The organism is Streptococcus sp. A22 (genome assembly GCF_043674215.1).
Lineage (GTDB): Bacteria > Bacillota > Bacilli > Lactobacillales > Streptococcaceae > Streptococcus > Streptococcus suis_V.
The window spans coordinates 1-21,422 of record NZ_JBIMJQ010000030.1 but is presented as its reverse complement, the minus strand read 5'-3'; the positions used below and the strand labels follow the sequence as shown (position 1 = coordinate 21,422).

18 protein-coding genes and 7 tRNA genes are annotated in these 21,422 nt (G+C 46.2%); all 25 read left to right on the top strand.

The window, feature by feature from the left end; translation table 11 throughout:
* Positions 1 to 2 precede the first annotated feature (2 nt).
* The 25 genes from ACHBHN_RS10065 (at position 3) to purB (ending at position 21,307) form a co-directional block, all read left to right on the top strand.
* Positions 3 to 76: transfer RNA gene (locus ACHBHN_RS10065), tRNA-Pro, on the top strand.
* Positions 77 to 85: 9 nt separating this feature from the next.
* Positions 86 to 159: transfer RNA gene (locus tag ACHBHN_RS10060), tRNA-Met, on the top strand.
* Between the two features lie 17 nt (positions 160 to 176).
* Positions 177 to 250 (top strand) — tRNA-Ile (locus tag ACHBHN_RS10055).
* A 7-nt stretch (positions 251 to 257) separates the two neighbouring features.
* A tRNA-Ser gene (locus ACHBHN_RS10050) sits at positions 258 to 347 on the top strand.
* A gap of 3 nt (positions 348 to 350) precedes the next feature.
* A tRNA-Phe gene (locus tag ACHBHN_RS10045) sits at positions 351 to 423 on the top strand.
* A 17-nt stretch (positions 424 to 440) separates the two neighbouring features.
* Positions 441 to 514, top strand: a tRNA-Ile gene (locus ACHBHN_RS10040).
* A 16-nt stretch (positions 515 to 530) separates the two neighbouring features.
* Positions 531 to 618 (top strand) — tRNA-Ser (locus ACHBHN_RS10035).
* A gap of 58 nt (positions 619 to 676) precedes the next feature.
* A complete protein-coding gene (gene mreC, locus ACHBHN_RS10030) occupies positions 677 to 1,495 on the top strand; it encodes a rod shape-determining protein MreC (RefSeq protein ID WP_367985878.1) in 819 nt (272 codons plus the stop codon).
* 1 nt (position 1,496) lies between these two features.
* Positions 1,497 to 2,012: a rod shape-determining protein MreD gene (mreD, locus tag ACHBHN_RS10025; protein ID WP_394734015.1), complete on the top strand. Its 516-nt coding sequence runs from the start codon at positions 1,497 to 1,499 to the stop codon at positions 2,010 to 2,012.
* A gap of 84 nt (positions 2,013 to 2,096) precedes the next feature.
* Positions 2,097 to 3,335 (top strand): peptidoglycan hydrolase PcsB, encoded by a 1,239-nt coding sequence (gene pcsB, locus ACHBHN_RS10020; RefSeq protein WP_394734014.1) that lies wholly within the window; start codon positions 2,097 to 2,099, stop codon positions 3,333 to 3,335.
* A 97-nt stretch (positions 3,336 to 3,432) separates the two neighbouring features.
* Positions 3,433 to 4,398 carry a ribose-phosphate diphosphokinase gene (locus ACHBHN_RS10015; RefSeq protein WP_105111631.1) on the top strand — a complete coding sequence of 322 codons (966 nt, stop codon included), beginning with the start codon at positions 3,433 to 3,435 and terminating at the stop codon, positions 4,396 to 4,398.
* Positions 4,399 to 4,493: 95 nt separating this feature from the next.
* Positions 4,494 to 5,672, top strand: a complete 1,179-nt coding sequence (locus tag ACHBHN_RS10010) for a pyridoxal phosphate-dependent aminotransferase (protein ID WP_394734013.1) — start codon at positions 4,494 to 4,496, stop codon at positions 5,670 to 5,672.
* Positions 5,659 to 6,435 (top strand): DNA repair protein RecO, encoded by a 777-nt coding sequence (recO, locus tag ACHBHN_RS10005; protein ID WP_394734012.1) that lies wholly within the window; start codon positions 5,659 to 5,661, stop codon positions 6,433 to 6,435. Before ACHBHN_RS10010 ends, recO begins: the two co-directional genes overlap by 14 nt.
* Positions 6,432 to 7,439 carry a phosphate acyltransferase PlsX gene (gene plsX, locus ACHBHN_RS10000; RefSeq protein WP_394734011.1) on the top strand — a complete coding sequence of 336 codons (1,008 nt, stop codon included), beginning with the start codon at positions 6,432 to 6,434 and terminating at the stop codon, positions 7,437 to 7,439. Before recO ends, plsX begins: the two co-directional genes overlap by 4 nt.
* Positions 7,432 to 7,680, top strand: coding sequence for a phosphopantetheine-binding protein (locus ACHBHN_RS09995; protein WP_172074588.1), 249 nt, complete (start codon positions 7,432 to 7,434; stop codon positions 7,678 to 7,680). The genes plsX and ACHBHN_RS09995 overlap by 8 nt, the downstream gene beginning before the upstream one ends.
* A 117-nt stretch (positions 7,681 to 7,797) precedes the next feature.
* Positions 7,798 to 8,505: a phosphoribosylaminoimidazolesuccinocarboxamide synthase gene (gene purC, locus ACHBHN_RS09990; RefSeq protein ID WP_172074589.1), complete on the top strand. Its 708-nt coding sequence runs from the start codon at positions 7,798 to 7,800 to the stop codon at positions 8,503 to 8,505.
* Between the two features lie 12 nt (positions 8,506 to 8,517).
* A complete protein-coding gene (locus tag ACHBHN_RS09985) occupies positions 8,518 to 12,237 on the top strand; it encodes a phosphoribosylformylglycinamidine synthase (RefSeq protein ID WP_394734010.1) in 3,720 nt (1,239 codons plus the stop codon).
* Positions 12,238 to 12,239: 2 nt separating this feature from the next.
* A complete protein-coding gene (gene purF, locus ACHBHN_RS09980) occupies positions 12,240 to 13,694 on the top strand; it encodes an amidophosphoribosyltransferase (RefSeq protein WP_394734009.1) in 1,455 nt (484 codons plus the stop codon).
* Positions 13,695 to 13,749: 55 nt separating this feature from the next.
* Complete coding sequence (purM, locus tag ACHBHN_RS09975) at positions 13,750 to 14,772, top strand: phosphoribosylformylglycinamidine cyclo-ligase (protein WP_394734008.1); 1,023 nt, start codon at positions 13,750 to 13,752, stop codon at positions 14,770 to 14,772.
* Positions 14,769 to 15,320 (top strand): phosphoribosylglycinamide formyltransferase, encoded by a 552-nt coding sequence (gene purN / locus ACHBHN_RS09970; RefSeq protein WP_248054858.1) that lies wholly within the window; start codon positions 14,769 to 14,771, stop codon positions 15,318 to 15,320. Before purM ends, purN begins: the two co-directional genes overlap by 4 nt.
* A 9-nt stretch (positions 15,321 to 15,329) precedes the next feature.
* Positions 15,330 to 16,877 carry a bifunctional phosphoribosylaminoimidazolecarboxamide formyltransferase/IMP cyclohydrolase gene (gene purH, locus ACHBHN_RS09965; RefSeq protein WP_394734007.1) on the top strand — a complete coding sequence of 516 codons (1,548 nt, stop codon included), beginning with the start codon at positions 15,330 to 15,332 and terminating at the stop codon, positions 16,875 to 16,877.
* Between the two features lie 125 nt (positions 16,878 to 17,002).
* A complete protein-coding gene (gene purD / locus ACHBHN_RS09960; RefSeq protein WP_394734006.1) occupies positions 17,003 to 18,265 on the top strand; it encodes a phosphoribosylamine--glycine ligase in 1,263 nt (420 codons plus the stop codon).
* A gap of 25 nt (positions 18,266 to 18,290) precedes the next feature.
* Complete coding sequence (purE, locus tag ACHBHN_RS09955) at positions 18,291 to 18,779, top strand: 5-(carboxyamino)imidazole ribonucleotide mutase (RefSeq protein ID WP_394734005.1); 489 nt, start codon at positions 18,291 to 18,293, stop codon at positions 18,777 to 18,779.
* Positions 18,766 to 19,833 carry a 5-(carboxyamino)imidazole ribonucleotide synthase gene (gene purK / locus ACHBHN_RS09950; RefSeq protein ID WP_394734004.1) on the top strand — a complete coding sequence of 356 codons (1,068 nt, stop codon included), beginning with the start codon at positions 18,766 to 18,768 and terminating at the stop codon, positions 19,831 to 19,833. The genes purE and purK overlap by 14 nt, the downstream gene beginning before the upstream one ends.
* A 181-nt stretch (positions 19,834 to 20,014) precedes the next feature.
* Complete coding sequence (purB, locus tag ACHBHN_RS09945) at positions 20,015 to 21,307, top strand: adenylosuccinate lyase (RefSeq protein WP_394734003.1); 1,293 nt, start codon at positions 20,015 to 20,017, stop codon at positions 21,305 to 21,307.
* Positions 21,308 to 21,422 lie beyond the last annotated feature (115 nt).

Here is a 21,422-nt window from a genome sequence, read left to right as displayed (position 1 = left end):
AACGGGAAGTAGCTCAGCTTGGTAGAGTACTTGGTTTGGGACCAAGGTGTCGCAGGTTCGAATCCTGTCTTCCCGATATTATTTTGGCGGTGTAGCTCAGCTGGCTAGAGCGTCCGGTTCATACCCGGGAGGTCGGGGGTTCGATCCCCTTCGCCGCTATTTTTATCTTGTTTGCTGGACCTTTAGCTCAGCTGGTTAGAGCTCTCGGCTCATAACCGAGCGGTCGTAGGTTCAAGTCCTACAAGGTCCATATTCATGGAGGATTACCCAAGTCCGGCTGAAGGGAACGGTCTTGAAAACCGTCAGGCGTGTAAAAGCGTGCGTGGGTTCGAATCCCACATCCTCCTTTTGGCTCGGTAGCTCAGTTGGTAGAGCAATGGATTGAAGCTCCATGTGTCGGCGGTTCGATTCCGTCTCGCGCCATTACCCAAGATCATCTTGGGCGCGTAGCTCAGATGGTTAGAGCGCACGCCTGATAAGCGTGAGGTCGGTGGTTCGATTCCACTCGTGCCCATTTCATTCGTTATTAAGGAGAATTACTCAAGAGGCTGAAGAGGACGGTTTGCTAAATCGTTAGGTCGGGTAACTGGCGCAAGGGTTCGAATCCCTTATTCTCCGTAGTAAAGAGATATCGTTAGATAATCTCTTTTTATTTTACACAAATTGGGTGACAGTCATGAATAAATTTTTTCGCTATCTCTTATACGCTCTTTCAGTTGTAATTATGTCGTTCTCTTTGCTTTTTCTTTCGACGAGGGTCAATATAGTTAACGGATTTTCAGTCGTTACTAATGGACTTTCAACTGTTCATGGGTTTGTTGGTTGGCCTTTTCAATCCTTAACGCGACAGAAGAATATTGTAGAAGACTTATTTGCCAGTTACGATGAAAATAGTGACCTTAAGTCTTCAATTATGGCACTTGGGAATGTTCAATCACAGAATGAAAGTTTGGTGAAAGAAAACGAAAACTTGAGAAAGAATCTTGCTATGAAGGAGGAGTATTCTAGCTTAGATTTTACAGCTGCTATGGTTGTTTCTCGTTCGCCAATGGCTTGGAACCAGACCCTAACGGTCGATATGGGGGAAAATGATGGAATAACCTTAAACAGTTTGGTATTGTCAAATAATGGTTTGATTGGTTTTGTTTCAGATATGACGTCGACTAGTTCAGTAGTTTCCTTGTTTACGAATGACTCTTTTGAGTTAAAAGTGCCCGTCAAGATTATTCTGGGATCTGATTCGGTTTATGGTATTCTATCTGGTTATGATGTTGAATCAAATAGCTTTATCATTTCGCAGTTGAATGAAGAAAGGGAGATAAAGGTAGGGAGTCAGGTGGTAACTAGCGATTTTGGTGGAACTGTGCCGGCAAATCTGCCAGTGGGGAAGGTTCAGTCTGTGCAGGAAAATGCAAGTAGCAGTGAAAAGTCTGTATTTGTCTCACCTGCGGCTGATTTTTCCAATCTATATTCGGTGTTAATGGTTGGTAAATAATATGAGAAATAAATGGTTTCCTATTCTACTCCTAAGTTTATCTGTGCTTATTTTTCTATTGGATGGGCAACTAGCCCTCTTGTATACAAATTTTTTACCGGGATTTTTGTCAGCGAGTTCCTATCTTCTTTTTTTCTATGCCTTGTATGTTAGTTTGCAATGTCGTTTTTCTCAGTCAGTTCTTCCAGTGGCCATTTTAGGTTTTCTTTTTGATATTTATTACTTAGATCTTATTGGCGTGGCTACGGTATTATTCCCAGTTCTCTTGTATTTCGTTTATTATTTTAGTGATAAGTTACCTTGGAAATTTGGGACCTTGCTTATGATACAGTTTGTCATGATTTTCTTTTTTGAAATGATTGGCTTTCTTTTGGCACGAGTATTTAGCTTATCTCATCTGTCTATTTTCATTTTTCTCTTCTATCATTTACTTCCAACTCTGATTATCAATACTCTGATTTTTATTTTTATTTATCCATGGCTAGGCCGATTTTTTGCCATCACAGTTAAGACATAAAAGTGTAATAAACGCGTAATATTAGGGCGCATTTTTTGTGATAGAATAATAGAAGTCAGAAAGTATAGAGGAGTATCTTGCAATATGAAGAAACAAGTAATTGCTACACTATTTTTGAGCACAATCGTTCTTTCTCAAGTAGGTAATGTAGCGACAATCAGTGCAAATGATACTGATAGTAAAATTGCAGCTCAAGATGAGAAAATAAATTCAATTGCCGCTCAACAAGCTTCAGCACAAGCAGAGGTTGAAGCACTTCAAGGAAAAGTTAATGCCATCTATGCAGAACAGGATGCATTGAACGCAGAAAATGAACGGTTAGAAGAAGAATCTGCTCAATTGAGCGCTGAAATTGAGCGCCTGTCTGCGGATATTGTTTCACGTGATGGTGTCTTAAAAGAGCAAGCTCGTAGTGCTCAAGTAAATGGTTCTGCAACTAGCTATATCAATACTGTATTGGATTCAAAATCGCTCGTTGATGCAGTATCTCGTGTTAACGCTATGCGTGAAATTGTTTCGGCAAACAAACGTATGTTGGAACAACAAAAATTAGATAAAGAAGCTATTGAAGAAAAACAAATCGCTAACCAAGAAGCGATTAACGTTGTATATGCTAACAAGCAAAAATTAGAAGATACAGCGGTTGAGTTGAAAACACAAGAAGCATCTTTGAAAGCAGCTCAATTGAACTTGGCTGCTGAAAAAGCAACTGCTGAAAATGAAAAAGCATCTTTGCTTGCTCAAAAAGCAGCTGCTGAAGAAGCAGCGCGTAAGGCGGCTGAAGAGCAAGCAGCTTATCAGGCTCGTCAAGCTGAGCTTGCGGCTAAACAAAGACAGGCTGTAGCGCCAGTTATTTCTAATACTGTTGCAGCTGCGACTCCTGCGGTAGAGACGCCAGCTCAAGCACAGGCAGCTACATCAGCTCCTGCTCCAGCAGTTGCGGCAGCTACACCGGCTGCTGAAGCGACAACGGTTGCCACACCAGTTGTTACTTACTCTGCAGGTAATACTTATCCTGTAGGTGAATGTACATGGGGTGTTAAACAGATTGCTCCTTGGGTAGGAAACTACTGGGGTAATGGTGGTCAATGGCTTGGTTCTGCAGCGGCAGCTGGTTTCAGAACTGGTTCGACACCACAAGTTGGCGCAGTTGCAGTATGGACCAATTCTTACTATGGTCACGTTGCAGTAGTAACGGCTGTAAATGGATCTGAAATTCAGGTAATGGAATCAAACTTTAACGGTAATCGTTATGTAAGTAATTTCCGTGGCTGGTTTAATGCTAGCTCCTCAGGAATTGCTGGCTACATTTATCCAAATTAAAATTTCATAGGACGTCTATTGGAGGCGTTCTATTTTTATTTGAAAAATGGAGAAAAAAGGTTTAAAATAGATAAGTAGAAATTTTTAGGAGGCAGTCATGGCGTTTTCTGACTTAATGTTGTTTGCTTTATCATCCAATCAAAAGCTTGCAGCTGAAGTAGCAAAAGAAATGGGAATTCCCTTAGGGAAGTCAAGTGTTCGTCAATTTTCTGATGGTGAAATCCAGGTAAATATCGAAGAATCGATTCGTGGTAGCCATGTGTACATCCTTCAATCAACAAGTTCTCCTGTAAATGATAACTTGATGGAGATTTTAATTATGGTAGATGCCTTGAAGAGGGCCTCTGCTGAATCAGTTAACGTTGTGATGCCATACTATGGTTATGCACGCCAGGACCGTAAGGCTCGTTCTCGTGAGCCAATTACGTCAAAACTAGTAGCTAATATGCTAGAGACCGCAGGTGTAAATCGTCTCTTGACCATTGATCTCCATGCGGCACAAATTCAAGGTTTCTTTGATATTCCGGTCGACCATTTGATGGGTGCGCCTTTGATTGCAGATTATTTTGAGCGTCGTGGCATGATGGGAGATGGTTATGTGGTTGTATCTCCAGACCATGGTGGTGTGACCCGTGCACGGAAGTTGGCTCAATTCTTGAAAACACCGATTGCCATTATTGATAAGCGCCGTAGTGTCGATAAGATGAATACTTCTGAGGTTATGAATATCATCGGTGATATTAAGGGCAAGACCTGTATCTTGATTGATGATATGATTGATACGGCAGGAACAATTTGCCATGCGGCAGATGCTCTGGCCGAAGCTGGTGCAACAGCTGTCTATGCATCTTGTACCCACCCTGTCTTGTCTGGACCTGCTATGGATAATATCAGTAAGTCAGCCATAGAGAAACTGGTTGTCTTGGATACCATTGAGATTCCACAAGACCGTTTGATTGATAAGATTGAGCAGATTTCTATAGCGCATTTGTTGGCGGAAGCGATTATTCGTATCCATGAAAAACGTCCGCTGTCACCGCTGTTTGAATCACATAAAAGATAATGAGGGTAAAGGGGAGCGCAAGCTTCTCTTCTTTTTTTCTGTTCATTCTGCTGGAAATGTATTATAATAAACCTATATCTTTTTGAGGTGAATGTATGGATTTATTAGATCGTTTTAATAAAAATCTCAATCGAATTGAAGTGTCTATGATTCGTCAGTTTGATCAGTCGATTTCTCATATTCCTGGAGTTTTGAAATTAACGCTGGGCGAGCCTGATTTTACGACGCCAGACCATGTCAAGGAAGCGGCCAAAGCGGCCATTGATGACAACAAGAGTTATTATACTGGTATGGCAGGTCTTTTGGAATTGCGTCAGGCGGCAGCGGAATTTGTATTTGAAAAGTACAATCTGTCCTATAATCCAGAAACAGAAATCCTGTCAACTATTGGAGCGACAGAGGCTTTGTCGGCTAGCTTGGTGGCTATCTTAGAAGCTGGAGATACGGTGCTCTTGCCTGCGCCAGCTTATCCTGGTTATGAGCCGATTGTTAATATGGTCGGGGCAGATATTGTGGAAATTGATACGACGGCCAATGATTTTGTATTGACACCAGAGATGCTGGAACAAGCCATTATCGAGCAGGGAGACAAGCTCAAGGCGGTCATTCTCAACTATCCTGCTAATCCGACTGGTGTGACCTATTCACGTGAACAGATTGCGGCCTTTGCGGACGTTTTGCGCAAATACCCAATCTTTGTCTTGTCTGATGAGGTTTATGCTGAATTGACCTACACAGGTCAGCCTCATACGTCTATTGCGGAGTTTTTGCCTGAGCAGACCATTCTCATTCAAGGTCTGTCCAAATCCCATGCTATGACGGGATGGCGGATTGGTTTAATCATGAGTCAGGCGCCGATTATTGCGCAAATTATCAAGAGCCACCAGTACTTGGTGACAGCGGCATCGACAGCTATGCAGTACGGCGCAGTTGAGGCTTTGAAAAATGGTAAGGATGATGCTCTACCGATGCGGGCGGAGTACATCAAGCGTCGGGATTATATTATCGAGAAGATGACGGAGTTGGGCTTTAAGATTATCAAGCCAGATGGCGCCTTTTACATTTTTGCGAAAATTCCTGCGGGCTATAGTCAAGATTCCTTTAGCTTCTTACAGGAATTTGCCCAGAAAAAGGCGGTGGCCTTTATTCCGGGTGCGGCTTTCGGTCAATATGGTGAGGGCTATGTGCGGATTTCCTATGCAGCCAGCATGGAGTCTATCCAAATAGCCATGGTCCGTCTAAAAGAGTTTTTAGAAGAAAATGGAGCGAATTGAGACAAGGGGATTAGTCCTTTATAATCGCAATTACCGAGAAGACGACAAGTTGGTCAAGATTTTTACGGAACAGGCTGGCAAGCGGATGTTTTTCGTGAAACATGCCTCTAAGTCCAAGTTGGTTGCGGCTATTCAGCCCTTGACCTATGCGGATTTTATTGTCAAAATCAATGAAGAGGGTCTGTGCTACATCGAGGATTTTCATCAGGTTCAGCCCTTCAAGGAAATCAATGGGGATATTTTCAAGCTCAGCTACGCAACTTATTTGATGGCCTTGGCGGATGCTGCCTTGCAGGATAGGGTTCATGATGCGCCGCTCTTTGCCTTTTTGGTTAAGACTTTGGATTTGATGGAATCGGGCTTGGACTATGAGATTTTGACCAATATTTTTGAAATTCAACTGCTGGAGCGGTTTGGTATTGGGCTTAATTTTCACGAGTGTGCTTTTTGTCACCGAGTTGGCCTGCCTTTTGACTATTCCTATCAATACAGTGGCGTTCTCTGTCCGCAACATTACCATAAGGATGAACGAAGGGCTCATCTTGACCCCAATGTACCCTACTTGCTGGACCAATTTCAGGCCATTTCTTTTGATGATTTAGAAACCATTTCGATCAAGCCGGACATGAAACGGAAGCTGCGGCTCTTTATCGACCAGCTCTATGAGGAATATGTCGGTATTCACTTGAAGTCCAAGAAATTTATCGATGATTTGTCGTCTTGGGGGCAGATTATGAAGAAAGAAAATGAGGAAAACGAATGAAACGTATTGCAATTGATGCTATGGGTGGGGACCATGCCCCTCAGGCGGTCATTGAAGGGGTTAATCAGGCCCTCAAGGAATTTTCGGATATTGAAATTCAGCTCTATGGGGATGAGGATAAAATCAAGCCCTATTTGACAGCGTCGGAGCGAGTGACCATTATCCATACGGATGAGAAAATCAATTCGGATGATGAACCAGTTCGAGCTATTCGCCGCAAGAAAAACTCTTCTATGGTTTTGGCGACTCAGGCTGTTAAGGATGGGCAGGCGGATGCAGTGCTATCAGCTGGAAATACGGGGGCTCTTCTGGCGGCAGGTGTCTTTGTTGTCGGTCGTATTAAGAATATTGATCGTCCCGGACTCATGTCCACTCTGCCGACTATGGATGGCAAGGGCTTTGATATGATGGATTTGGGGGCCAATGCAGAAAATACAGCTCATCACCTCTATCAGTATGGTATTCTTGGCTCATTTTATGCGGAGCATGTGCGTGGGGTCAAGAATCCGCGCGTGGCTCTCTTGAACAATGGTACGGAGGAAACCAAGGGAACACCTGTGCATCAAGAGGCTTTTGCTCTTCTCAGTCAGGAACCGTCTATCAACTTTATCGGCAATGTGGAGGCGCGTGAGTTGCTCAACGGCGTTGCTGATGTGGTTGTGACCGATGGTTTCACGGGAAACGCTGTGTTGAAAACAGTTGAAGGAACGGCTAAGTCTATCGTCGGTCAGTTGACAGGTGCTATCAAATCAGGTAGTTTCCTAGCCAAAATCGGTGGTCTCTTGCTCAAACCGACCTTGAAGAAGGCTCTAGGAGCCTTGGATTACAAGACGGCAGGCGGCGCAGTCTTATTGGGACTCAAAGCTCCGGTTATTAAAGCGCACGGGTCTAGCGATGCAACAGCTATTTTCTATACGATAAAGCAGGTTCGTCAGATTTTGGATGCTAATATAGTAGAAAAATCAGTGGCCAAATTTTCACCAGTGGAGAACAATCATGACTAGAGAGCAAGTTTATCAGAAGATTGTGGAGATGATTCAAGAGGAGAAGGGAGAGGACTTTCTTGTCCAGCCTGATTCTTCTTTGACGGACAATATTGCCCAAGATTCGGTTGAGGTCATGGAATTTGTTCTTAATTTGGAAGACGAGTTTGGTGTCGATGTTCCAGATGCTGCGATTGAGCGCTTTGAAACATTAGCAGATATTGTGGATTTTATTTGGAGTCAATTGAAAGAACGTTCGTAGATTACGGGCGTTTTTCTTTTTATTCGATAGTATTTTAGACTTTTAATTGTTAACACGAATATTATGTGATAGAATAAACGAAAAGACTAGAATATTTTATGAAAGGCGAACATTTTAATGAAAACAGACCTTCTCTATTCAGGAAAAGCTAAAGATATCTACGCTACAGTTGATAGTGACCAGATTGTTGCGGTTTACAAGGACCAGGCGACGGCTTTTAATGGTGGTAAGAAAGAGCAGATTGTTGGAAAAGGGCGACTTAATAATCTGATTTCATCCTTGATTTTTGAAAAGTTGAATGAAGCTGGAGTCAAGACGCATTTTATCAAACGTTTGTCAGATTCAGAGCAATTGAATAGAAAAGTGGAGATTATTCCGCTGGAGGTGGTTTTGCGAAATGTGACCGCTGGTTCTTTTTCAAAACGTTTTGGGGTAGAAGAAGGAATTACATTAGTTACTCCAATCGTGGAATTTTACTATAAAAAAGATGAGTTAGACGATCCTTTTATAAACGATGAACATATTGCTTTTCTTAATCTAGCTAGTTCAGAAGAAATTGCCTATATCAAGGAAGAAACGCGTCGTATCAATAGTTTCTTGAAGGACTTGTTTGCTCAGATTGGGTTGACTTTGGTGGATTTCAAGCTAGAATTTGGGATTGACTCTTCTGGTCAGATTGTATTGGCGGATGAGTTTTCTCCGGATAATTGTCGTCTATGGGATGCGGATGGCAACCATCTGGACAAGGATGTTTTTCGTCGGGGTCTCGGGGATTTGACCGAGGTTTACGAGGTCGTATTGGCAAAGTTACAGGAAGTGAAATAAGGATTGGAAAAAATGGCGAAGCGGATTTTTGTTGAGAAGAAGGCGGATTTTCAGATTAAGGCGGAGGCTCTTCGCAAGGAGTTGACTCATAATTTACAGTTGACAAGTTTGACGAGTGTACGTCTGGTGCAGGTTTACGATGTTTTCAATCTTGAGGAGGACTTGCTGGAGCAGGCCATCAAGCATATCTTTACGGAGCAGGTGACGGACAAGGTCTTGTCGGAAGCGGAACTGGGCTTGGAAGACGCGGTTTATTTTGCTATTGAGGCTTTGCCTGGTCAGTTTGACCAGCGGGCTGCAAGCAGTCTAGAGGCCCTTCTCTTGTTGGGCAGTCGCCAGGAGGTGCGTGTCAATACTGGTCAGCTCTATATCTTGAACGGTGATGTGCAGGAAGAAGAGTTGGTTGCTATCAAGAACTATTTGCTCAATCCTGTGGATTCGCGTTTCAAGGATTTGGATGCTCCTTTGGTGGCTCAGGAGTTTTCGGTGTCAGATACGACTATTCCGACCTTGGACTTTTTTGTAGGCTATGGGGCGGAGGAGTTTGCGACTTACAAGCGTGAGGCTGGTTTGGCCATGGAAGTGGAAGACCTGCTTTTCATTCAGGACTATTTCAAGTCAATCGGTCGTGTGCCAACCGAAACAGAGCTCAAGGTTTTGGATACCTATTGGAGTGACCACTGCCGTCATACGACATTTGAGACAGAACTTAGGTCTATTGACTTTTCAGCTTCAAAATTCCACAAGCAATTGCAGGCGACTTATGACAAGTACCTGGCGATGCGGACAGAATTAGGTCGGACAGATAAGCCACAGACGCTTATGGATATGGCGACGATTTTTGGTCGTTATGAGCGGGCCAATGGCCGTCTGGATGATATGGAAGTGTCAGATGAAATCAATGCCTGCTCGGTAGAAATTGAAGTGGATGTAGATGGAGTAAAAGAGCCATGGCTCCTCATGTTCAAAAATGAAACCCACAATCACCCAACAGAAATCGAACCTTTCGGTGGTGCCGCAACCTGTATCGGTGGAGCCATTCGTGATCCTTTGTCAGGTCGTTCCTATGTTTATCAGGCCATGCGAATTTCAGGTGCAGGTGATATTACCCAACCTCTGACAGCTACTCGCTCAGGGAAATTGCCACAGCAAATCATTTCAAAAACAGCGGCGCATGGTTATTCTTCATACGGAAACCAAATTGGTCTGGCGACCACCTATGTACGTGAGTATTTCCACCCAGGCTTTGTCGCAAAACGTATGGAGTTGGGTGCCGTAGTCGGTGCAGCTCCTAAGGAAAATGTGGTCCGTGAAAAACCAGTCGCAGGCGATGTGGTCATCTTGTTAGGGGGTAAAACAGGTCGAGATGGTATCGGTGGGGCAACAGGCTCTTCCAAAGTGCAGACGGTTGAGTCTGTGGAAACGGCTGGAGCGGAAGTCCAAAAAGGAAATGCCATTGAAGAACGCAAAATTCAGCGTTTGTTCCGTAATGGTGACGTGACTCGCTTGATTAAAAAATCCAATGACTTCGGTGCAGGCGGTGTCTGCGTAGCTATTGGAGAACTGGCAGACGGTCTTGAAATTGATTTGGATAAGGTTCCACTCAAGTATGCAGGCTTGAACGGAACGGAAATTGCCATTTCTGAATCACAAGAGCGGATGAGCGTCGTTGTCCGTCCAGAGGACGTAGACACCTTTATCGTAGCCTGCCGTGAGGAAAATATCCATGCGGTTGTCGTAGCCAAAGTGACTGAAAAACCAAACCTAGTCATGACTTGGAATGGCCAAACTATTGTTGATTTGGAGCGTTCCTTCCTAGATACCAATGGTGTGCGCGTGGTGGTGGATGCCAAGGTAGTTGACAGCCCTGTCCAGCTACCAGAAACACGCACAACATCTGCCGAAACACTACAAGAGGACTTGAAAAACCTTCTATCAGACCTCAACCATGCTAGTCAGAAAGGTTTGCAGACGATTTTTGACTCATCTATTGGTCGCACAACCGTCAACCACCCACTCGGAGGTCGTCACCAGTTGACTCCGACAGAAAGTTCTGTGCAGAAGTTGCCTGTACAACATGGTGTGACGACAACGGCTTCTGTCATGGCTCAGGGCTATCATCCTTATTTGGCAGAATGGTCTCCTTATCATGCCGCAGCCTACGCGGTCATTGAAGCGACAGCACGCTTGGTGGCAACAGGGGCTAACTGGTCCAAGGCTCGCTTCTCCTATCAGGAGTATTTCCAACGCATGGACAAGCAGGCAGAGCGTTTTGGTCAGCCAGTAGCGGCTCTGCTCGGCTCTATCGAGGCTCAGATTCAGCTTGGCCTGCCATCTATCGGTGGCAAGGATTCCATGTCTGGTACCTTTGAGGACTTGACCGTTCCGCCGACCCTGGTTGCCTTTGGCGTGACCACGGCAGACAGCCGCAGGGTCCTCTCGCCAGAGTTCAAGGCGGCTGGTGAGCACATTTACTACTTACCAGGTCAAATTTTGTCCGAAGATATTGATTTTGCCCTGATCAAGTCTAATTTTGAGGCTTTTGAAAAATGGCAGAGCGATTATGCGATTACGGCTGCTAGTGCAGTCAAGTATGGTGGTGTTCTAGAAAGCCTAGCTCTTATGTCCTTTGGTAACCAGCTTGGTGCAGAAGTCGAGTTGGCGGAGCTTGAAACTAGCCTAACAGGTCAGCTTGGTGGCTTTGTCTTCACATCCAAAGAAGACATTCCAGATGCTGTGAAAATTGGAGAAACCACTGCTGACTTTACACTGCTTGTCAATGGTGTCAACCTAGCTGGACAGGATTTGCAAGCAGCCTTTGAAGGTAAGTTAGAAGAAGTTTACCCAACAGAATTTGAACAGGCGACAGAGTTGCAGGATGTTCCGACAGTCACAAGTTCAGCTGTTATAAAAGCAAAAGAAGCCGTTGAGGTTCCTGTAGTTTACATCCCAGTCTTTCCAGGAACTAACTCAGAATATGACTCTGCCAAGGCCTTTGAACAGGCTGGTGCAAAAGTCAATCTGGTTCCGTTTGTAACCTTGGATGCAGAGAGCATAGAAACCTCGGTTGACACTATGGTTGACAATATTGACAAGGCAAACATCCTTTTCTTCGCAGGGGGATTCTCGGCTGCGGATGAGCCAGACGGGTCTGCCAAGTTTATCGTGACCATCTTACGAAACGCCAAGGTCCGCTCTGCTATTGACCAATTTATCGAAAAAGGTGGTCTCATCATCGGTATCTGTAATGGCTTCCAGGCTCTTGTCAAATCGGGCTTGCTACCGTATGGAAACTTTGAAGAGGCGGGTGAAAGCAGTCCGACCCTCTTCTACAACGATGCCAACCAGCATGTTGCCAAAATGGTAGAAACGCGAATTGCCAATGTCAACTCTCCGTGGCTGGCAGGTATCCAAGTTGGTGACATCCACGCTATTCCAGTATCTCATGGGGAAGGAAAGTTTGTGGTGACGAACGAGGAATTCGCTATCTTGCGGGATAATGGTCAGATTTTCAGTCAGTATGTTGACTTTACTGGTCAGCCAAGCATGGATTCTAAGTACAATCCAAACGGATCTAGTCATGCTATTGAAGGAATCACCAGTCGCAATGGTCAGATTATCGGGAAAATGGGGCATTCGGAGCGTTACGAGGACGGTCTGTTCCAAAACATTCCAGGTAAGAAAGACCAAGGATTGTTTGTTTCAGCAGTTCGCTATTTTACAGGAAAATAACTATGACATACGAAGTTAAATCACTCAACGAAGAATGCGGTGTTTTCGGCATTTGGGGACATCCGCAGGCTGCTCAGGTGACCTATTTTGGCCTCCACAGTTTGCAGCACCGAGGACAAGAAGGAGCAGGGATTTTGGCCAATGATGGTGGGCATTTACGTCGCCATCGCGGAACAGGCCTGATTGCAGAAGTCTTTAAAAATCCAGCAGATTTAGAAGCCTTGACAGGAACGGCTGCTATTGGTCATGTCCGCTATGCGACTTCTGGCTCTGCTTCAATCAACAATATCCAGCCCTTCCTCTTTGACTTTGCAGATATGCAGGTGGGTTTGGCTCATAATGGGAACTTAACCAACGCGGTCAGCTTGAAGGCTGAGTTGGAAAAGAACGGTTCAATCTTTTCTAGTTCCTCAGACACAGAGATTTTGATGCACTTGATTCGCCGCAGTCACAATCCAGACTTTATGGGAAAAATCAAGGAAGCCCTCAATACTGTTAAGGGTGGCTTTGCCTACTTGATTATGCTGGAAGACAAGCTGGTCGCAGCTCTGGATCCAAACGGTTTCCGTCCCCTATCAATTGGAAAGATGAAAAACGGAGCCTGGGTTGTTGCTAGCGAAACCTGCGCCTTTGAAGTAGTAGGTGCTGAGTGGGTTCGTGATGTGGAGCCTGGTGAGATTCTTATCATTGATGATAACGGTGTTCACTATGACCGCTATACGACCGATACTCAGCTAGCAGTTTGTTCTATGGAATATGTCTATTTTGCCCGACCGGACTCGGTCATTCATGGTGTCAATGTCCACACTGCACGTAAAAATATGGGTCGTCGATTGGCACAGGAGTTCAAACATGAAGCAGACATTGTTGTTGGCGTGCCAAACTCCTCCCTATCTGCGGCTATGGGATTTGCAGAAGAATCTGGTTTGCCAAATGAAATGGGGCTGATTAAAAACCAATATACCCAGCGGACCTTTATTCAACCAACCCAGGAATTGCGAGAGCAGGGTGTTCGTATGAAGTTGTCAGCCGTTTCAAGTGTTGTCAAAGGCAAGCGCGTGGTCATGATTGATGACTCCATTGTTCGCGGTACAACTAGCCGTCGCATTGTCCAGCTTCTTCGTGATGCAGGGGCAAAAGAAGTTCATGTGGCTATCGGCAGCCCAGAACTCAAGTACCCATGTTTCTATGGCATTGATATTCAGACCCGCCGGGAGCTGATTTCAGCCAATCATACGGCTGAAGAAGTCTGTGAGATTATCGGAGCTGACAGTCTGACCTACCTTTCTCTTGAAGGGATGATAGAGGCCATTGGTATCGACACCGATGCTCCAAAAGGTGGACTTTGTGTGGCCTATTTTGACGGAGAATTTCCAACTCCTCTCTATGACTACGAGGAAGAGTACCTCCGTAGCCTAGAAGAGAAAACGAGTTTCTACATTGAAAATGTCAAGTAAAGACATAGGTGTCAACGTTACTTGACAGACCTGTAAACTGTTGAAAGGAATTAAAATGACAAATAAAAATGCCTATGCCCAATCGGGTGTTGACGTCGAAGCTGGCTACGAAGTGGTTGAGCGGATTAAGAAACACGTTGCTCGGACAGAGCGTTTGGGCGTTATGGGAGCTCTCGGTGGCTTTGGTGGTATGTTTGATCTGACCAAACTGGATGTCAAAGAGCCAGTCTTGGTATCTGGGACGGACGGCGTGGGAACCAAGCTCATGCTGGCTATCCAGTACGATAAGCACGACACCATTGGTCAGGATTGCGTGGCTATGTGTGTCAACGACATCATTGCTGCGGGTGCGGAGCCACTTTACTTCCTCGATTACATTGCGACTGGAAAAAATGAGCCAGCCAAGCTGGAGCAGGTGGTTGCAGGTGTTGCAGAAGGCTGTGTCCAGGCTGGTTGCGGCCTGATTGGCGGTGAAACGGCTGAAATGCCTGGCATGTACGGCGAGGATGACTATGACCTGGCTGGTTTTGCTGTCGGTATTGCGGAGAAGTCCCAGATTATTGACGGCAGTAAGGTCCAGGAGGGTGACATTCTCCTTGGCCTAGCTTCCAGCGGCATCCACTCTAACGGTTATTCTCTAGTCCGACGCGTTTTTGCGGATGTTTCTGGCGACGCTCTGCTGCCAGAGCTCAATGGCAGAGCTCTTAATGAAGTCCTCCTAGAGCCGACCCGTATCTATGTCCAGCAGGTATTGCCTCTGGTAAAAGCAGGGCTGGTCAACGGCATTGCCCACATCACAGGCGGTGGCTTTATCGAAAATATTCCCCGTATGTTTGCTAATAATCTTGCAGCTGAGATTGCAGAAGATAAGATTCCAGTCCTTCCAATCTTCACAGCCCTTGAAAAATATGGCAACATCAAACATGAAGAAATGTTTGAAATCTTCAATATGGGTATCGGTCTGGTACTAGCTGTCAGTCCAGAGCAGGTGGAGAAAGTCCGTGAATTGGTAGGCGAAGAAGTCTATGAAATCGGCCGCATTATCACTAAGGAAGACAAGAGCGTGGTCATCAAATGAAACGAATAGCTGTTTTTGCCAGTGGGTCTGGTTCTAATTTTCAAGTCATCGCAGAGCAGTTTGAAGTAGCCTTCCTCTTTTCAGACCACAGAAATGCCTATGTCCTGGAACGGGCTGAAAAACTTGGTGTGCCAGTCTTTACTTTTGAATTAAAAGAGTTCGCCGATAAGCAGGCTTACGAAGAAACCCTCATCCAACTCTTAGACCAGCACCAGATTGACTTGGTGGTCTTGGCAGGCTATATGAAGATTGTTGGTCCGACCTTGCTGGCTCAGTACGAAGGTCGTATCATCAATATTCACCCGGCTTATCTGCCTGAATTTCCAGGGGCTCACGGGATTGAAGACGCTTGGAATGCAGGTGTGGCAGAAAGTGGTGTGACAGTTCACTGGGTTGACAGCGGCATTGACACAGGACAAATTATCAAACAAGTCCGAGTACCCCGATTGGCCGATGACACCTTGGAAGCCTTTGAAGCAAGAATACATGAAGCGGAGTACCAACTCTATCCAGCAGTTTTGGAGGAGTTAGGGGCAGTGAAAAAATAAGGAGAAATCATGACAAAACGCGCACTAATTAGCGTATCAGATAAAAATGGTATTGTAGAATTTGCCCAAGAATTGACCAAGCTTGGTTGGGAAATCATTTCGACAGGAGGCACAAAGGTTGCCTTGGATCAGGCAGGCGTAACGACTATCGCCATTGACGATGTGACTGGTTTTCCTGAGATGATGGACGGCCGTGTTAAGACGCTTCATCCCAAAATCCATGGTGGTTTGCTGGCTCGTCGGGATTTGGACAGCCACCTGCAAGCAGCTAAAGACCATGAAATTGGCTTGATTGACTTGGTAGTGGTCAACCTTTATCCCTTCAAAGAGACTATTTTACGTCCAGATGTGACCTACGACTTGGCGGTGGAGAACATCGACATCGGCGGTCCGTCCATGCTTCGTTCGGCAGCCAAAAACCACGCCAGCGTAACGGTTGTGGTGGATCCGGCAGATTATCCGACGGTTTTAGGGGAGATAGCAGAGCAGGGTCAGACGACCTACCCAACGCGTCAGCGATTGGCTGCCAAGGTCTTCCGTCACACCGCAGCCTATGACGCCCTTATTGCAGACTACTTTACCAAGCAAGTCGGTGAAGAGAAGCCTGAAAAACTCACCATTACCTACGATCTTAATCAGCCTATGCGTTACGGAGAAAATCCTCAGCAACATGCGGATTTCTACCAAAATGCCCTTCCGACAGACTATTCTATTGCAGCTGCTAAGCAGTTAAACGGTAAGGAATTGTCCTTCAATAACATTCGGGATGCGGATGCGGCCATTCGGATTATCCGTGATTTTAAGGACCGTCCAACTGTTGTGGCCCTCAAGCATATGAACCCTTGTGGTATCGGTCAGGCTGAAACTATTGAACAGGCTTGGAATTACGCTTATGAGGCTGACCCAGTATCAATTTTCGGAGGCATCGTCGTGCTGAACAGGGAAGTGGATGCTGCGACGGCTGAAAAGATGCACCCGATTTTCTTAGAAATCATTATCGCACCTAGCTACTCGGCAGAAGCGCTAGCTATTTTGACCAATAAAAAGAAAAACCTTCGGATTTTGGAATTGGCCTTTGACGCACAGGATGCAAGCGAAGTGGAAAAAGAGTTCACAGGCGTTGTCGGCGGGCTTTTGGTGCAGGATCAGGACGTGGTGGTGGAAAGCCCAGCGGACTGGCAGGTGGTGACCGAGCGTCAACCGTCCGAGCAAGAGTGGGTGGCTATGGAGTTCGCTTGGAAGTCCTCCAAGTATGTCAAGTCCAACGGCATCATCATCACCAATGACAAGATGACCTTGGGCGTGGGACCGGGACAAACCAACCGCGTGGCGTCCGTCCGCATCGCTATCAAGCAAGCCAAGGACCGTTTGGAGGGAGCCGTTTTGGCGTCAGATGCCTTCTTCCCATTTGCTGATAACGTGGAGGAAATTGCAGCAGCAGGCATCAAGGCTATCATTCAGCCAGGTGGCTCTGTTCGTGACCAAGACTCCATTGACATGGCCAATAAATACGGTTTGACCATGGTCTTTACAGGCGTAAGACATTTTAGACATTGAGAATTTGGATTTTGCTCACCTCGTGTGAGCTTTTTCCATTCCCGAACGTTATCCTGTTTTTTCTATCAAAATCCGTCTGTTTTTGCTATACTGTTTATAGAAAATCCGTTTTTGAGGTGTGAAAAATGAAACTTTTGGTCGTTGGGTCTGGTGGTCGTGAACACGCTATCGCAAAGAAATTGTTAGAGTCTGAACAGGTGGAACAGGTCTTTGTTGCTCCTGGAAATGACGGAATGACTTTAGATGGTATCGAGTTAGTCAATATCGGGATTTCCGAACATTCTGCTCTCATCAACTTTGCTAAGGAAAATGATATTGCATGGATTTTTGTTGGTCCAGATGATGCCTTGGCGGCTGGTATCGTTGATGATTTTGAAGAGGCGGGACTAAAAGCTTTTGGTCCGAGTTGTCTAGCCGCAGAGCTAGAGTGGTCAAAAGACTTTGCCAAACAAATTATGGTTAAATACGGCATTCCAACAGCAGCCTTCGGCACATTTTCCAACTTCGAAGAAGCCAAAGCCTACATCGAAGAGCAGGGCGCACCCATCGTGGTCAAGGCAGACGGCTTGGCATTGGGCAAGGGCGTAGTCGTGGCGGAAACCGTCGAGCAGGCGGTCGAAGCGGCACGGGAGATGCTCTTGGACAACAAGTTCGGCGACTCGGGTGCCCGCGTGGTCATCGAGGAGTTCTTGGCGGGTGAGGAGTTTTCCCTCTTTGCTCTGGTCAACGGCGACCAATTTTACATTCTGCCGACAGCCCAGGACCACAAGCGTGCCTTTGACGGAGACCAGGGTCCAAATACAGGCGGCATGGGGTCTTACGCTCCTGTTCCCCACCTGCCTCAAAGTGTGGTGGACACAGCAGTTGACACCATTGTCAAGCCTATTCTTGAGGGCATGATTGCGGAAGGGCGGTCTTATCTGGGTGTGCTTTATGCTGGCTTGATTCTGACGGAGCAAGGACCTAAGGTCATCGAGTTCAACGCCCGTTTTGGCGACCCAGAAACCCAAATTATCCTGCCTCGCCTGACCTCCGACTTTGCTCAGAACATCGACGACATCCTCCACAAACGTCCGACACAGCTGACCTGGCTGGATAGCGGCGTGACGCTGGGTGTTGTCGTGGCATCAAATGGCTATCCTTTGGATTACGAAAAAGGCATGGTTTTGCCAGCGAAGACTGAGGGCGACATCACGACCTACTATGCAGGGGCTCGTTTTGCGGAAAATAGCAGAGCACTGCTCTCAAACGGCGGTCGGGTCTATATGCTGGTTACCACAGTAGATACCGTCCAAGAAGCACAAGAAAAAATTTACTCGGAACTGAAAAATCAAGATACCACAGGCCTCTTTTATCGGACAGATATTGGAAGCAAGGCCGTGAAATAAGGGACAAAGAAAAGGAAAGACAAGTATGAACATTCCAATTTCCATCATCATGGGTTCTAGTTCCGACTGGAAAACCATGAAAAAAGCAGCTGATGTGCTGGACAAATTTGGCGTAGCCTATGAAAAGAAAGTGGTCTCTGCCCACCGCACACCAGACCTCATGCTCCGTCACGCCGAGGAAGCGCGTGGCCGTGGCATCAAGGTTATTATCGCAGGAGCGGGTGGTGCGGCTCATTTGCCAGGTATGGTAGCAGCTAAGACAACCCTACCTGTCATCGGTGTGCCTGTCCAATCCCGTGCCCTCAGCGGAGTGGATTCGCTTTATTCTATCGTGCAGATGCCGGGGGGCGTACCCGTTGCGACTATGGCGATTGGCGAAGCAGGTGCCACCAACGCAGCTCTGACAGCTCTCCGCATTCTCTCCATTGAAGACCAAACCATTGCAGCTCAGTTGGCAGATTTTGCCAAGGAACAGGAAAAAATTGCGGAGGCGATGACAGATGACCTCATCTAAAACGATAGGAATTATTGGCGGTGGTCAGCTAGGGCAGATGATGGCTATTTCCGCTATTTACATGGGCCACAAGGTGATCACGCTGGATCCTGCAGCGGACTGCCCGGCCTCCAAGGTTAGCGAGATTATCGTCGCTCCCTATCACGATGTGGCGGCCCTCAAACAGCTGGCGGAGCGGTGCCATGTCCTGACCTACGAGTTTGAAAATGTCGATGCCGACGGACTGGACGCGGTCATCAAGGACGGTCAGCTCCCTCAAGGGACAGACCTCCTTCGCATTTCCCAGAACCGTATTTTTGAGAAGGATTTTTTGGCAAAAAAAGCTGGCGTGCAAGTCGCCCCCTACAAAGTTGTCACATCTAGCCTAGACCTAGAAGGGCTGGATCTCAGCAAAAACTACGTTTTGAAAACAGCTACTGGGGGCTATGACGGACATGGCCAGAAGGTCATTCGAGAAGAGGCGGACTTGGCAGAGGCTAGCCAACTAGCCAACTCTGCCGAGTGTGTTTTGGAAGAGTTTGTGAATTTTGACCTGGAAATCTCCGTCCTTGTGTCTGGGAATGGCTCCGGCTACACCGTCTTTTCTGTGCAGGAAAATATCCACCGCAATAATATTCTTTATAAAACCATCGTGCCTGCTCGTATTTCAGATGAACTGGCTGAAAAAGCCAAAACCATGGCCCTACAAATCGCAGACAAGCTCCATTTGGCAGGCACCCTCTGTGTTGAAATGTTTGTGGCAGGTCAGGATATTCTAGTCAACGAAATTGCCCCTCGTCCTCATAATTCAGGACATTATTCCATTGAAGCCTGTGATTTTTCACAGTTTGACACCCATATCCGAGGCATTCTAGGGGAGCCTCTCCCCCCTATCCGCCTGCTCTCTCCAGCTGTCATGATTAACGTCCTCGGACAAGATATGGAAGCAGTCCAAACCTTTCTTCAAGAAAACCCTACCGCCCATCCCCACTTTTATGGTAAACTAGAAGCAAAGCACAATCGCAAAATGGGACATGTGACGGTGTTGACGGATGATGTTGAGGTGGAGTTGTAGGAGAATTCGAAGTTCAAGTGAATTCCATTACATATAAAAATAGAAAGGAATGAGGGTAAGTTCGAGCAATTGAACTCGGGCTAAAAGCGTCGGAAAAAAGATAAACTGTCTTGTGTGCTAGCACACAGCGTCAGTTTCCTATTTTTCTCTCGCTTTCTTAACGCCCTCTGTATCATAAACAATGATCAATCGTTATTCCCGCCCTGAGATGGCGGCTATTTGGAGTGAAGAGAACAAGTACAAGGCTTGGTTGGAGGTGGAAATCCTCGCAGATGAGGCTTGGGCTGAGTTGGGTGAGATTCCCAAAGAAGATGTGGCCTTGATTCGTGAGAAGGCGACTTTTGACATCGACCGCATTTTAGAGATTGAAGAGGAAACCCGTCACGATGTGGTGGCTTTCACGCGTGCGGTTTCGGAAAGTCTTGGTGAGGAACGCAAGTGGGTTCACTACGGTCTGACTTCGACCGACGTGGTGGATACGGCTTACGGCTACCTCTATAAGCAGGCCAACGACATCATCCGTCGTGACCTTGAAAACTTTACCAACATTATCGCCGACAAGGCGCGTGAGCATAAGTACACCATCATGATGGGGCGGACCCACGGTGTCCATGCGGAGCCAACGACCTTCGGTCTTAAATTGGCGACTTGGTATAGCGAAATGAAACGCAACATTGAGCGTTTTGATGTGGCGGCCAAAGGTGTTGAAGCCGGTAAAATTTCAGGTGCGGTTGGAAACTTTGCCAACATTCCTCCCTTTGTGGAAGAGTATGTTTGTGGCAAATTGGGCATTCGTCCGCAGGAAATTTCTACCCAGGTCCTTCCTCGTGACCTTCACGCAGAATATTTCTCAGCCCTAGCCTTGATTGCAACGTCTATCGAGCGTATGGCGACAGAAATCCGTGGGCTACAAAAATCTGAACAACGTGAAGTCGAAGAGTATTTCGCCAAGGGCCAAAAGGGCAGCTCTGCTATGCCCCATAAACGCAACCCTATCGGCTCTGAAAATATGACCGGTCTGGCTCGTGTGGTGCGTGGTCACTTGGTGACGGCTTTTGAGAATGTGGCTCTCTGGCACGAACGCGATATTTCCCACTCGTCAGCGGAGCGGATTATCACGCCGGACACGACCATTCTCATCAACTATATGCTCAATCGTTTTGGTAATATCGTTAAGAACTTGACGGTCTTCCCTGAAAATATGAAGCGTAACATGGAGTCAACCTTTGGCTTGATTTATAGCCAACGTGTCATGCTTAGCTTGATTGAAAAAGGCATGACCCGTGAGGAAGCCTACGACTTGGTGCAACCAAAAACGGCGCAGTCATGGGATAATCAAGTGGACTTTAAACCTTTGCTTGAAGCAGATGAGCGTGTGACAGCTAAACTCAGCCAGGAAGAAATCGATGAACTCTTCAACCCAGACTACTATGCTAAACGTGTGGATGACATCTTTGGGCGACTTGGATTATAAAAAAATTAAAATTCTTTGGATTTTCCAGAGAATTTTTTGTTTCCCGCGTTGTAAAATGAAGTGCAACAAAAAAGACATGTTCGTCTGATATACTAGAATTCCCCAACTCAGTATA